Source organism: Vibrio sp. 1402 (genome assembly GCF_033340275.1).
The window spans coordinates 297,529-311,605 of record NZ_JAWOWE010000003.1; the positions used below are offsets into that span (position 1 = coordinate 297,529).

The 14,077-nt window shown below is 44.4% G+C and carries 10 protein-coding genes; 8 read left to right on the forward strand and 2 right to left on the reverse strand.

The annotated features are described in order from the left end of the window. Positions 1-8: 8 nt before the first annotated feature. Both leuB and leuA read right to left on the reverse strand, forming a co-directional pair. Positions 9-1,100, reverse strand: coding sequence for a 3-isopropylmalate dehydrogenase (gene leuB, locus R7044_RS07805; protein WP_042522421.1), 1,092 nt, complete (start codon positions 1,098-1,100; stop codon positions 9-11). An 82-nt stretch (positions 1,101-1,182) separates the two neighbouring features. Next, entirely contained in the window at positions 1,183-2,730 is a 1,548-nt protein-coding gene (gene leuA, locus R7044_RS07810; RefSeq protein ID WP_005379685.1) for a 2-isopropylmalate synthase, read from the reverse strand. A 517-nt stretch (positions 2,731-3,247) separates the two neighbouring features. Here leuA and R7044_RS07815 point away from each other — a divergent pair. The 8 genes from R7044_RS07815 (at position 3,248) to R7044_RS07850 (ending at position 14,074) form a co-directional block, all read left to right on the forward strand. Then, complete coding sequence (locus R7044_RS07815; RefSeq protein WP_138938987.1) at positions 3,248-4,045, forward strand: SH3 domain-containing protein; 798 nt, start codon at positions 3,248-3,250, stop codon at positions 4,043-4,045. A gap of 152 nt (positions 4,046-4,197) precedes the next feature. Beyond that, entirely contained in the window at positions 4,198-4,746 is a 549-nt protein-coding gene (locus tag R7044_RS07820; RefSeq protein ID WP_005379690.1) for a phosphatase PAP2 family protein, read from the forward strand. A gap of 3 nt (positions 4,747-4,749) precedes the next feature. After that, complete coding sequence (locus tag R7044_RS07825; RefSeq protein WP_005379691.1) at positions 4,750-5,796, forward strand: MJ1255/VC2487 family glycosyltransferase; 1,047 nt, start codon at positions 4,750-4,752, stop codon at positions 5,794-5,796. A gap of 555 nt (positions 5,797-6,351) precedes the next feature. Further along, a complete protein-coding gene (calR, locus tag R7044_RS07830; protein ID WP_005379693.1) occupies positions 6,352-7,311 on the forward strand; it encodes a LysR family transcriptional regulator CalR in 960 nt (319 codons plus the stop codon). Positions 7,312-7,604: 293 nt separating this feature from the next. After that, a complete protein-coding gene (locus R7044_RS07835) occupies positions 7,605-9,413 on the forward strand; it encodes an AMP-dependent synthetase/ligase (RefSeq protein ID WP_033906039.1) in 1,809 nt (602 codons plus the stop codon). Positions 9,414-9,862: 449 nt separating this feature from the next. After that, positions 9,863-11,587 carry an acetolactate synthase 3 large subunit gene (locus R7044_RS07840; protein WP_033906043.1) on the forward strand — a complete coding sequence of 575 codons (1,725 nt, stop codon included), beginning with the start codon at positions 9,863-9,865 and terminating at the stop codon, positions 11,585-11,587. Position 11,588: 1 nt separating this feature from the next. Then, positions 11,589-12,083, forward strand: a complete 495-nt coding sequence (ilvN, locus tag R7044_RS07845) for an acetolactate synthase small subunit (protein ID WP_005379697.1) — start codon at positions 11,589-11,591, stop codon at positions 12,081-12,083. 110 nt (positions 12,084-12,193) lie between these two features. Further along, positions 12,194-14,074: a GGDEF domain-containing protein gene (locus tag R7044_RS07850; protein ID WP_005379698.1), complete on the forward strand. Its 1,881-nt coding sequence runs from the start codon at positions 12,194-12,196 to the stop codon at positions 14,072-14,074. Positions 14,075-14,077: the final 3 nt, after the last annotated feature.

The window sequence follows — 14,077 nt, forward strand, 5'->3', positions numbered from 1 at the left end:
GTTCTGTATTACGAGTTTAAGATGTACTCAGCGATCTTATCGCCCATCTCAGATGTTGTAAGCGCAGGGTTGTCACCAGCAAGATCGCCCGTTAGCTCCCCAGCTGAAAGTGCTTTTGATACTGCGGCTTCAATGTCTTGCGCCGCAGTTTCTTCACCTAGGCTGTAACGCAGCATCAGTGCTGCTGATAGGATTTGCGCCACAGGGTTAGCAATATTCTTACCTGCGATATCGGGTGCACTGCCACCTGCTGGCTCGTACAGACCAAATTTACTTTCGTTTAGACTTGCTGATGGCAACATACCCATAGAGCCTGTGATCATCGCGCATTCATCAGAAATGATGTCGCCGAAGATGTTTGAACACAGCATTACGTCGAACTGAGCAGGGTCTTTGATAAGCTGCATAGTCGCGTTATCAATGTACATGTGTGACAACTCGACATCTGGGTAGTCTTTTGCGATTTCTTCGACTACTTCACGCCATAAGATAGAGCTTTGTAGAACGTTCGCTTTGTCGATAGAGCACACTTTCTTGCGACGTAGACGAGCAGACTCAAAAGCGATTTTTGCAATACGTTCGATCTCAAAGCGGTGGTACACCTCAGTATCAAATGCTTTTTCTGTTGCGCCTTCACCTTCACGACCTTTCGGTTGGCCGAAGTAGATACCACCCGTCAGTTCACGGACTACCACGATGTCAAAGCCGCGACCCGAGATGTCTGCACGTAGCGGTGAGAAAGCTTCAAGACCTGAGTGAATTTGCGCTGGACGTAAGTTACAGAACAGTTGGAAGTGTTTACGTAGCGGCAGTAGGGCACCGCGTTCAGGTTGGTCATTTGGTGGTAAGTGCTCCCACTTAGGGCCGCCAACCGAGCCGAATAGGACTGCATCAGACTCTTCACATGCTTTTATTGTGCTCTCTGGAAGTGGGCAACCGTGATTGTCGATCGCGATACCACCTACATCATGCTCGTCACGCTCAAACGCAATACCATGTTTCTTTTCGATTGCATCCAATACTTTATGTGCCTGCGCCATTACTTCCGGGCCAATGCCGTCACCGGGTAGGACGGCAATTTTGTACGATTTGTCTGTCATGTTAATCCTTTAAGTTTTCTAATTTTGAGCTTAATTATTTCAACGAGCGTGTTCTTTCCTGAGCCGTGTAGCCCGGTTGTTATTACACAGTCGCAATCTTTTTCTGCTTCATTTCTTCGATTTTATCTGCACGATGAATGCTGTTAATAACGTGCAATAATGCTTGGCCGGAAGCCTCAACGATGTCGGTGGAAACACCCGTACCGTGGTATTTGCGACCTTTGTAGTTGGCAATGATGTCTGCTTGACCCAAACCATCTTCACCTTCACCTTTCGCGGTTAGGTCGAATTTATCCAGAACGATGTCGTAGCCTGTCACGCGGTAGATACATTGGTATAGCGCATCAACTGGGCCATTACCGACCGCTGCTTCACACATTTCTTCATCACCGCATTGCATTTTGATGCTGGTGGTGGCCATTACGCTGCCAGACTGCACGCTTAGGTAGCTCAATTTGTAGAAGTCATCTTCTTCACGCAAGTTCGAGAAGTGCATTAGGGCTTCTAGGTCGTAATCGAACACTTGGCCTTTGCGGTCAGCAAGTTTCAAGAAATCCGCATACAGTGCGTCTAGGTTGTACTCGTCTTCGTTGTAACCCATGGTGTCCATATGGCTCTTCACGGCAGCGCGACCGCTGCGGCTGGTTAGGTTCAGAGCTTGGTTTTTTAGGCCAATAGACTCAGGGGTCATGATTTCGTAGGTATTCTTATTCTTCAACATGCCATCTTGGTGGATGCCTGAAGAGTGGCTAAACGCATTTGCACCCACAATTGCTTTGTTGCTTTGAATAGGCATATTGCATAGCTGGCTAACCAACTTACTGGTGCGGTGAATTTCATCATGCTTAATGCCAGTGTGAACGCCCAAAAACTCTTGACGAGTCTTGATGATCATTGCGATTTCTTCAAGTGAACAGTTACCCGCTCGCTCTCCAATGCCATTGATCGTGCCTTCTATCTGACGTGCGCCAGCTTGAACGGCGGCAATAGAGTTGGCAACTGACATCCCCAAATCGTCGTGACAGTGAACGGAGATGATCGCTTTATCAATGTTCGGAACGCGGTTAAATAGGGTTTCAATAATCCCACCAAACTCACTTGGTACGGTGTAGCCAACGGTATCTGGAATGTTGATTGTACTCGCACCTGCATTGATGGCGGCTTCTACCATGCGACATAGGTTGTCTATAGGAGTACGACCTGCATCTTCACAAGAAAACTCGACATCATCAGTGTAGTTACGCGCATGTTTAACGGCGTTGACTGCCATTTCTAGTACATCGTCGTAGCTGCGGCGTAGTTTGTCTTCTACGTGAATGGTGGAAGTGGCTAAAAACGTGTGAATACGGAATTGGTCAGCCACTTTTAATGCTTCAGCGGCAGCATCAATGTCTTTCGCAACGGCACGCGAAAGTGCACAAACTCGACTGTTTTTTATGTTTTTTGCGATGGTTTGTACAGACTCGAAATCACCTGGTGAAGAGATTGGGAAGCCAGCTTCGATAACATCAACGCCGAGTCTTTCCAGCGCATAGGCAATCTGCAGTTTTTCTTTAACCGTCAAGCTTGCTGACAACGCTTGCTCGCCATCACGCAATGTGGTGTCGAATATAATGACCTGATCGTTCATGTTTGCTTCCTTCCTGATTTCTGCACTTTCGCGCAAGTGAATCGTTTACTTCCAGTATTTAGATATAAAAAAACCCGCATTCTCATGCGGGTTCTTAGAAATTGGTGTGGTTATTTTTCTTCCACAGCCTACCCGCGCGAACTGGTCACGATCAGGAGGAGGCTAAGCAGGATAGAAAAATGAGCTGACATAGTTGTTAAGCTTTCCACATAATTAAGTTAACAAATTAGTACCGCACTCCATGAAGCGCGTCAACCCTAAAGTCGATTTTTTATTCATATAGGATGAGTCTTTTCGTTTGCTTGAAAAAAATGATGCACTAAGTGAAACGACATGATGCGATAGAAACGTGCTAGAAGAAGTAAGTTCTCATCAAGTTTGCGACGTTTCATTACCAAAACAAGCATCGGGATTGCGACTTGTCACACAAAGGTCCGAATTGTTTGGCAAAAGTTTTGAATGACCATTTATAGTAGTGCAGTTGCACTAGGTAAAAGAAATAAGGGTTAGGGAAAGAATGAGGTTAACAAAACAATTTGGACGTTCAGCCATAGTATTTACTCTGGTCAGCTTGTCGGGTTGTCAGCTGTTTCAATCGCAGACCTATGTGGAAGTGGCTTCCCCCGTTGTGATGAATGATCACTCGCAGAGCGTCATGGTTATCAATGATCAAATGGATCGATTTTTGAGTTATGAGGGACGCGAATCGTTCTTGAATCAGATGCTTGTTGCCCTTGAGTCTGACAGCCGAAATAAGTTTAAAGGTAAAGATCCGGAAACGTATTCTTGGTGGAAGATCCGTGTTCAACCTAGTGAGAAACAGCAAGCGGAAGTTTTCCGACCAACCACTGAAGGTGTCGATACCTCAAACCCAGTAGAGTTTATGGATGTCTCTTACCGCTCTAAGACCACATTAAACCTACGCTCCAAACCGAGTCTTGAAGGGGCAAAGCTTGGCGTATTATCGAAAGGGGAAGTCTTTAATGTGCTAGCAAAAGTGGTTGATCAACCTTGGTTTCTCGTTGAACAGAAAGGAGTGATAAAAGGTTATGTCCATAAGGATTATGCGCGCAGCAATGTGATAAATCGTGACATTTTATCTACTCAGCCTAACCCTCTACTAGAGCCTAACTCGAGTAAAACGGAGCAAACGAGTATAGAGCATGAACTGTCGGGAAACTATACTTGCCGCTCACTGAGCTATGAGCTTACAAAAGATGGCGACATGACGACGGGCTCGTTGCGCGCCTGCCGCAAGAAGAGAAAAGTCTGGTATATAGACACCCCTCAACCGCAACCAGCAAACCCTTCTTAATGTTCTATTTTTATGGTTATGCCCAATAGATAAATTGTTGGGCACACCTTAATTTGGCCTTTGTCATTAATTGTCCAAATTCCCGTCATGCTGTTGTCACCTAAACCTCCTACTTTTCACACAAAGGCGTTGTCAAAGTAAGGAAAGGTCACATGCGAACCATAGAGACAATTACACAGCCAATTGCAACCATTGCTAAGTTTGATTTAGCGCTCTCTAGTGTTTGTCTTAAGCACCGTTTTAATCAACAAGTCGCCAATATCAGCAAAGGAGTCTCCCACAGTGGTGACGGGCACCTTTACTTGGTGTTGGGTTTATTAGCTTGGTATTTAGATAAGGAGCAAGGAGTCTGGTTTTTACTGGCGGGTTTACTTGCTTTTGCTATCGAGCTACCAATTTATTGGACGCTGAAAAATAGTTTTAAGCGTCGTCGCCCTGAAGAGCTTAGTGCACTCCTTCCTGCTTTTATCACTCCCTCTGATCGCTACAGTCTTCCTTCAGGACACACTGCCGCTGCGTTTGTCATGGCGACGCTGATTGACCATTTCTATCCGAGCCTAGGCGTTGCTGCATTCTTTTGGGCAAGTTTAATCGGAACCGCGCGAATCTTATTGGGTGTGCACTTTTTTACCGATGTCATCATTGGTGCACTGCTTGGCAGTCTTTGTGGTGGATTAGCGATTGCGATGTTAGGAGGCTAATTGATGAAAATCTTGTACGGTGTTCAAGGGACAGGAAACGGACATATTGCACGCGCAAGGGCGATGAGTCATGCGTTTAAAGAGCACGATGTTGAGGTCGACTTTTTGTTTTCTGGGCGAGCGCCGGAAAAATACTTTTCAATGGAAGCATTTGGCGATTACCAGACTCGCCGAGGCTTCACCTTTATTACTGAAAAAGGCTCTGTAAACTACGCGAAAACAGCATTGAATAACAATTTGGTGCAGTTTTTCAAAGAAGTTAAGCAACTCGATCTGTCGTCCTACGATCTTATCATTAATGACTTCGAACCTGTGACTGCGTGGGCAGCGAGACAACAAAATAAGCCTTCTATTGGTATCAGCCACCAAAATGCTTTCCGTTATCCGGTGCCACTAAAGGGAGCAAGTTGGTTAGATAAATCCGTCATTGAATACTTTGCGCCTTCTCAACACCACCTTGGTTTGCATTGGCATCATTTTGATCAACCTTTGTTACCACCGATAGTGCATACCGTCGATAGCCAAGCAGAAAACGACGACTTCGTGTTGGTGTATCTACCGTTCGAATCGATTGAAGATATCTCGGACTTATTGTTCCACTTTAATCAACAAGCGTTTATCTGTTATCACCCGGATGTGATCGAATGTGAGCAGGTAGAAAACATAGAACTGCGCCCTTTATGCCACAGCAACTTCCAGCATCATTTGCATCGCTGTAGTGGTGTCATTGCTAATGGTGGGTTTGAGCTTCCTTCAGAAGCCTTGTCTTTGGGGAAAAAATTGTTACTAAAGCCACTCGCGGGTCAATTCGAGCAGCAGAGCAATGTTGCGACCTTAGAAGATTTAGGGCTTGCGATGTCGATGGAGAGCTTAGACATTTCCGCAGTACGCCAGTGGCTAAAGGAGCAACAAGCCGAAAGTGTGAAATACCCAGATGTTGCTCAGGCTATTGTTCATTGGGTACTGCAAGGGGCATGGGATTCAAAAGCAGAGTTATCCAGACAGCTGTGGGAGCAGGTTGATTTTCCAAGTTACGTGTCGAACATTTAAGTACGTTGTTCTAAGTACATTGTTCCTTCCATTTTTGACACGATTTTGTTGCAGCCTTTCTGTTTGGAAGGCTGCATTTTTATTCTTCCTCTCTCATTTCTATTCAGTGTGTATTTGCTGATAATTTGACTGATAAGTGCAAAATTCAATCAAAGATATAGCTGCTATATGTTGTTCCTATCCCAACCAATAACCGAGCTAAATGCATGCTTGTGTTAACCACCTGTCCTATCAATTTGCTAAATACGTCCTCAAAGAATGCACTTTTACGTGTTTTATAGTTTTTTATGTTTTTATCAAGCTTTTGTTATTTAACGAATAAATACCTAATTGGCTAAAATTTACTGATTAAATATCAATCTAGTTGCGAAACCGCAATCGATTAGTTGATAGTACAGTTCGAGCCGGAAGTATCCGGACGATAAATATAATAAAAAGTTAGGTTATCTATTCGTAAAATGATTCGAATCCAGCCGCCGTCTTTTGTGCGAGATGGGATTCTATTCGTTATGAATTTAATGAACAAAGTTGACGATTACAAAAGAGGCGCACTCAATGTTAGAGAAGAAAGACGCGATGAGCGCAATTGCTAGCTACCGTATGGAAAGCACTTTGCGTGGTGTAGATTTAAACCTACTGACTGTATTTGATGCTGTAATGCAAGAGCAAAATATTACTCGTGCAGCACATAACCTAGGCATGTCTCAGCCGGCGGTAAGTAACGCCGTGGCACGCTTAAAAGTGATGTTTAACGACGAGCTATTCATGCGCCAAGGCCGTGGTATTCAGCCTACGCAACGAGCACGTCAACTGTTTGGTCCTATTCGCCAAGCACTGCAGCTGATTCGCAATGAACTTCCTAGCTCTGTATTCCAGCCAGAATCTTCGACTCGCTTATTCAAGCTTGCGATTTGCAGCCCTTGCGACATGCGTTTTGCTCCGAAGATCATGGCAAAAGTGAATCAACAAGCACCAAACGTTCAGCTTCACCTAGATGCAGAATTTGACCGTTTGTTGTCTGAGCGTATGCGCTACCAAGAAATTGATTTCGTGATCGACTACGCTCGTTTTGATGAGCAAGGTTTCTCAAGTACTGAAATCTTCAAAGATGAATTAGTGGTTATCGCATCAAAAACACACCCACGCATTCAAGGTGGTGTGACGGCTGAGCAACTGCTTAACGAAAAGCATGCGAAGTTATCGAAAGTGCATGGCCAACGTAGTTTCTCAGAGCAAGCGTACCGTGAACTGGATTGCCAAGCGGCGTATGAAGGTTCTAGTTTAAGCAACCTACTATACGTGGTGGGTCAATCTGAGCTTGTGACTATTGCACCACGTTGGATGGCGGAAAATGCGGTAAACAGCGATCAACTGCAAATTCTTGATTTCCCATTTGCGAACAAAGAAATCAGCGGCTTCTTAAGCTGGCATGAATCAAGCGAAAAAGATAAAGGCCACATTTGGCTGCGCGATCAACTGATGATCACTTGTGGTGAAGTCGTTGCCGCAAAATAAGATGACGTTTGGTCTTCTCGATTAGACCATATTGGTAATCATCAATTTTTACAATTCATTGGTCCCCGAGCGATTTTTGTCTCTCGGGGCTTTTTGTTTTCGTAATCAACAATCGAAACAGTAAGTTAAATAGAGTAATCATTCAGCAATTTGAGGTACGTTCGCGACGTATAAGTGATAGTTGTCTCTTATTAGTGATAAGTTTGATACTGGTCAGTTGCGTTTTAGCAAGCCGTGAGTACACTTGTTCGCTCAATTAGCTTACGCCTGTAAGCCAAAAGGTAAGTAAAAGAATGGCCAAGTTAGATTTTCATATCGTTAAACGTATTCGTGAACAAATTGCGAACGGTGGTACACGCGTTGCACTCAAGCATAAAGTGGGTGAGGAGTGGCAAGGTATTACGTGGACGCAATTTGGTCAGCAAGTTGATGCTTTATCACTTGCACTTTTGGCTCAGGGATTAGGAGTCCAAGATAAGATCGGCATTTTCTCGAACAACATGCCGCAATGGACGATTGCTGATATCGCAGCACTGCAATTACGCAGCGTGACAGTACCTATTTACCCAACCAATACTGCCGCTCAGTCGGCGTACATCATCAACAATGCAGACGTCAAAGTTCTGTTTGTTGGTGAACAGCCTCAATTTGATGCAGCAGTGAGCATTTTTGACCAGTGCGAACAGTTAGAGCTCATTGTTGCGATGTCTGATGATATAGAACTTGGCGATCATGATTTCGTTATCTCTTGGCAAGCATTTGTTGCCAAAGGCGACACTACATATCAAGTTGAATTGGATGCGCGTTTAGATCAGGCAAAAGAAGATGATCTACTTACGCTCATCTACACCTCGGGTACAACAGGCCAGCCAAAAGGCGTTATGTTGGACTACGCAAACATTGCGGCGCAATTGGAAGGGCACGATCAGCGCTTGAGCCTTTCTCAAAGTGACGTGTCATTATGTTTCCTTCCGTTGTCACACGTATTTGAGCGCGCTTGGACCTTTTATGTATTGTACAAAGGGGCGACCAACTGCTATTTGCAAGACACCATGCAAGTACGTGATGCACTGAGCCAGGTGCGACCTACCGTGATGTGTGCCGTACCGCGTTTCTATGAGAAGATCTTCTCTGCGATTCACGAGAAAGTGTCTCGCGCGCCGATTCATCGTAAGATCATGTTTACTTGGGCAGTCAACATGGGCGCAAAAATGGCCGCTTGTCATCAAGAAAAACGTCAGCCATCGCTCTTGCTGCGTAAGTCATACGCTTTGGCGGATAAGTTGGTTCTGAGCAAACTGCGTGCGCTACTTGGCGGGCAAATCAACTTTATGCCTTGTGGTGGTGCAAAGCTGGATGAAACCATCGGTCGATTCTTCCATGCGATTGGTATCAACGTTAAGTTGGGCTACGGCATGACTGAAACCACGGCGACAGTATCGTGTTGGGATGATAAATGTTTTAACCCCGACTCTATTGGTATGTCGATGCCTGGCGCACAGGTTAAGATCGGCGAAAACAACGAGATTCTGGTTCGTGGTCCAATGGTGATGCGTGGCTATTACAAAATGCCAGAAGAGACGGAAAAGACCTTTGATGAGCACGGTTTCCTAAAAACGGGCGACGCTGGTTACATTGATGAAAATGGCAACTTGTTCATCACCGATCGTATCAAAGAGTTGATGAAAACTTCAGGTGGTAAATACATCGCTCCACAAATGATTGAAGGTGCGATTGGTAAAGACCACTTCATCGAGCAAATCGCAGTCATTGCGGATACTCGTAAGTTTGTTTCTGCGCTTATCGTGCCTTGTTATGACTCGCTAGAAGAGTACGCGAAAGAGCTGAATATCAAATATCACGATCGCGTTGAGTTGATTAAGCACCACCAGGTGGTCGAAATGCTTGAGAAGCGGGTGAACGATCTTCAAAAAGAGTTGGCAAAGTTTGAACAAGTGAAGAAGTTTAAATTGTTACCAAGAGCTTTCTCTATGGATGATGGTGAGTTAACGCCAACTCAAAAACTTCGTCGTAAAGTCATCAATGACAAATACCAAGATGAAATTGAAGAAATGTATAAGGAAAAGTCGGATAAAAAGTAACTTAAGCTGACTTAGATTTTATATTGATGAAAAAATCCCCAGTGATGTGATCGCGCATTGCTGGGGATTTTTGTTTGTATTGATTTTTTCTGTTCTGCTCGTCAAATAACGCTATTTCGCACCCTGTAGCTAAAAGCTTATGAAATAATGTTCTTTTTTTAAGCGTTAATTTTTTAGGTTGTACTGTGAAATAGGAGATGTGTGGCTGCTATTCCTACTAACATTCTAATTACTAGTATCTTGTTTAAAAAGTAGACCAATCTCTCATTAGACCCTTTGATAATAAAACGTTACATTTGTTGGGTAACCTTGCGGGATGTTATGACGAACGCAAGACATAGCCGAAAACGTGGAAGTATTTCGATTAGGCTACGAATAAGACCTAGACTATGTAAAACCAGACCAATCCGTTGACCTTACGGTGAGGAAACTGGCTAAGGAGAGCAATTATGACAGCAATGTTGTCAGGCGCAGAGATGGTGGTTCAATCTCTGATAGAAGAGCACGTAGAGCAGATCTTTGGCTACCCAGGTGGCTCTGTTTTGGATATCTACGATGCACTGCATGCCAAAACCGATCAAATCAAACACGTACTTGTAAGGCATGAGCAAGCCGCCACTCATATGGCAGATGGTTACGCTCGAGCTACCGGTAAACCGGGTGTCGTACTTGTGTGCTCGGGGCCGGGCGCGACCAATACCATTACTGGTATTGCCACGGCTTATATGGACTCTATCCCAATGATCGTTATCTCGGGTAACGTACCGAATAGCCTAATTGGTAATGATGCTTTCCAAGAGTGTGACATCGTCGGTGTCTCCCGCCCAGTGGTCAAACACAGCTTTTTAGTAAAAAAAGCGGAAGATATTCCTGAAACAATCAAAAAAGCGTTTTATATCGCGACTACGGGTCGACCTGGTCCAGTTGTGATTGATTTGCCAAAAGATGTAATGAATCCGCAAATCAAACTGCCTTATCAATATCCAGAAACGCTTTCAATGCGTTCTTACAAGCCGACAACTTCGGGCCATAAAGGCCAGATTAAAAAAGCGCTTAAATCGCTATTAGAAGCGAAAAAACCAGTGCTTTATATCGGTGGTGGTGCGGTGATTTCTGGCGCTCATGAACATATTTTAGAGCTTTCCGACAAACTGAACCTACCCGTTGTGAGTACTTTGATGGGCTTGGGGGCATTCCCGGGTACACATAAAAACTCACTGGGCATGTTGGGTATGCACGGCACTTACGAAGCTAATATGGCAATGCATGAAGCGGATCTTATTTTTGGTATCGGTGTGCGTTTTGATGACCGTACAACCAACAACCTTGAAAAGTACTGCCCAAACGCAAAAGTGATGCATATTGATATCGATCCGTCATCGATCTCGAAAAACGTGAAAGTGGATTTGCCGATCGTAGGCTCTGCGGAAAAAGTGCTGACAACCATGCTCGGGCTGCTTGCAGAGCAAGGTAGTGGAAATGATCAAGATGCTATCACTGCATGGTGGGATGACATTCAAGTATGGCGTGACCGCAACTGCTTGTCTTATGAAACGTCTCCAGAACGAATCAAGCCACAGCAAGTAATTGAAACGCTGCACAAGCTAACTAATGGCGACGCATATGTGGCGTCTGATGTGGGCCAGCATCAGATGTTTGCGGCGCTGTACTACCCATTCAATAAGCCGCGCCGTTGGATAAACTCTGGTGGTCTTGGCACCATGGGATTTGGTCTTCCGGCTGGTATGGGCGTGAAGTTTGCCATGCCACAAGAAGAGGTCGTGGTTGTGACTGGTGACGGCAGTATTCAGATGAACATTCAAGAATTGTCTACAGCCATGCAATACGACATTCCAGTGAAGATCATCAACCTGAACAACCGATTCTTAGGCATGGTAAAACAGTGGCAAGACATTATTTATCAAGGTCGTCACTCTAATTCTTACATGAGTTCTGTTCCTGACTTTGCAGCGATTGCAAAAGCTTATGGTCACGTCGGTATTCGTATCGAAACGCCTGATCAGCTCGAAGAAGGGCTACAAAAAGCGTTGGATATGAAAGATCGTCTGGTGTTTGTGGACATCAACGTAGACGAAACCGAACACGTATACCCGATGCAAATCAAAGGTGAGGGTATGGATAAAATGTGGCTAAGCAAAACGGAGAGAACTTAATATGAGACACATTATTTCATTGCTATTGGAAAACCAACCGGGTGCGTTGTCTCGTGTTGTTGGTTTGTTCTCTCAACGTGGTTACAACATTGAATCTTTGACGGTATCACCGACTGATGATGAAACCCTGTCGCGAATGAACATTACCACGACATCTGATGAGATGCAGTTGGAACAAATTCAGAAGCAGTTACACAAACTGATCGATGTGCTGAAAGTACAAGAAGTCACCGAGTATGAGCACATTGAGCGTGAACTGATGATGGTGAAAGTGAAAGCCAGTGGTTTTGCGCGAGCAGAAGTGAAGCGGACGGCAGACATCTTCCGTGGCCAGATCGTGGATGTCACGGCTTCCCAATACACCGTACAACTTGCGGGTACGAGTGAAAAGCTAGATGCCTTCATTCAAGCGATATCCGAAGTGACCGAAGTTGTCGAAGTTGCTCGTAGTGGTGTCGTTGGCATTGCGCGAGGAGAGCGAGCCCTCAAACCTTAACTCTCTGATTGCATATAGAAAAGCCACTTAATCTAAGTGGCTTTTTTGTTTAGAAAATAACAATTAATGATATAATTGTCGTTTTAGTAAGCATGATAGGCATTAGACGTGTGAAAGTACCTAAGCGAGTCGGCACCTTATTGGCGACAGCACTATTTTTTAGTGCACTCACTGCCGCTTACTACTATCAGAAATATCTGACGTTGTTAGAAAACAATGTTGAGAACACCGCTCAAGAAGCGTTACATCAATTGGCCTATACTGGCCGTGAATACAGCAATATTCAGGATCAAATCGAAACGATCAGTGACCTACTTGGTCACAGCCAAAGTCTGTATGAATATCTGCGCCAACCTAACCGGGTGAACCGTTCCATCTTAGAAGACATGTGGATCTCGGTCGCAATCAATCAAAAGTTGTATAAGCAAATTCGCTTTCTTGATGTTTCTGGTCGAGAAAAAGTGAGGATTAATTATGAGATTGAAACAGGCGCTGCGTTGCCCGCGATCAAATTGCAAAATAAGTCAGAGCGAGATTACTTTCAATTCGCTAAGAACTTAGACGATGGCGAAATCGCTTCGTGGGGGATAGGTTTAGAACGAGAGTATGGCGAGTTAGTCTATCCCTATAGCCCGTCACTGCGTATTTTGATGCCTATTTCGCTTAACGGAAAGCGCGAAGGGTATCTTGTGCTTAATGTTGATATTGACTATTTATCCTCTCGACTCAACTATTCGTCAGTGCTTGATTTCCATATTGAGCTGATTAAGAGTGACGGATTTTACATTGATAGCCCTAAATCAGCTCGTTTGTATGGCCATATAATTCCCGCTCGCTCTCAATTTAATTTTGGCCGGATGTACCCAAACATTTGGCGTAGTTTAAATTCAAAAGATTCGGGCTATGCTTACAATGGTTCGAATTTGGTCGCGTATCGCACCATCCAGTTTGTTTCTAGCGAACCTCTTCATCTGGTTATTGATCTTACCAATGAGCAGTTATTATCCCGAGCTCAGAGGGATATTGATGACTTAATCCAAGAAGCGTTTTTTGTTCTAAGTTTGGTGCTCGGCTTCACTTTGCCGACGGCAGCCCTTGCTCTGCATTATCGGCGTCATAGTATGGAATCGAAGTTGGCTCGAGCTGCTCTTGATGGTATGACTGCGGTGATGATCTCGGATGCTTCACATAGAATCATCATGGTTAATCAAGAGTTTGAAAACATGATGGGTTACTCAACCAAGCATGCCCAAGGTTGGAGTGCACATCATTTAATTCTCTTACCTGAAGATCTCGAAGCAAACCTGAGTATCTGGAAAACACTGAAGAGTGAACACGTATGGGAAGGGGAGATTCGTTGTCGAACTAAGTTTAATCAAGTCTTTACTGCAATAATGCGTATTCAGGCGAATTTAACCAAATCAGGTAAAGTGAGTTATTACATTACGTCGCTGGTGGATATCTCTGGGCAAAAAGAGTTAGAAGAAAAATTACGAAACCTAAGCGAAAAAGATGGCTTGACGGGGTTGTGGAACCGCCGAAAATTTGAAGAGCAATTGGCGCAATATGCGGGGATTATTGAACGCTATCCTGATAGCCCTCCTGCTTGTTTGGCGTTGTTTGATATTGACCACTTTAAACGTATTAATGACGAGCTTGGCCACGACGAAGGAGACAAGGTGATTTGTAGTGTCGCAGAAACCCTCCTAGAAGAAGTCCGCAGCACAGACTTTGTATCTCGTGTCGGTGGTGAGGAATTTGCAGTGATTATGCCGCATACAACTCTAGAAGAGGCTGAAATTGTATTGAACAGGCTACGTGTCGCGGTTCAAATGCGTAGTGATAGAGGCATTACTGTCAGTGCTGGGTATAGTGATTTAACCTCTGATCGTACAAGAACGTATAAATGTGCTGATATTGCTTTGTATGAGTCAAAAAGTGCAGGGCGTAACTGCGTATCGCTATGTCATAGTTATGATGATATTGCTTAGTGC

Bases quoted from the DNA above. Each gene is read 5' to 3' on its own strand.
- R7044_RS07835 (WP_033906039.1), top strand. From the start codon at position 7,605: ATGGCCAAGTTAGATTTTCATATCGTTAAACGTATTCGTGAACAAATT.
- ilvN (WP_005379697.1), top strand. From the start codon at position 11,589: ATGAGACACATTATTTCATTGCTATTGGAAAACCAACCGGGTGCGTTG.
- R7044_RS07815 (WP_138938987.1), top strand. From the start codon at position 3,248: ATGAGGTTAACAAAACAATTTGGACGTTCAGCCATAGTATTTACTCTG.
- R7044_RS07820 (WP_005379690.1), top strand. From the start codon at position 4,198: ATGCGAACCATAGAGACAATTACACAGCCAATTGCAACCATTGCTAAG.
- leuB (WP_042522421.1), bottom strand. From the start codon at position 1,100: ATGACAGACAAATCGTACAAAATTGCCGTCCTACCCGGTGACGGCATT.
- R7044_RS07840 (WP_033906043.1), top strand. From the start codon at position 9,863: ATGACAGCAATGTTGTCAGGCGCAGAGATGGTGGTTCAATCTCTGATA.
- R7044_RS07825 (WP_005379691.1), top strand. From the start codon at position 4,750: ATGAAAATCTTGTACGGTGTTCAAGGGACAGGAAACGGACATATTGCA.
- leuA (WP_005379685.1), bottom strand. From the start codon at position 2,730: ATGAACGATCAGGTCATTATATTCGACACCACATTGCGTGATGGCGAG.
- calR (WP_005379693.1), top strand. From the start codon at position 6,352: ATGTTAGAGAAGAAAGACGCGATGAGCGCAATTGCTAGCTACCGTATG.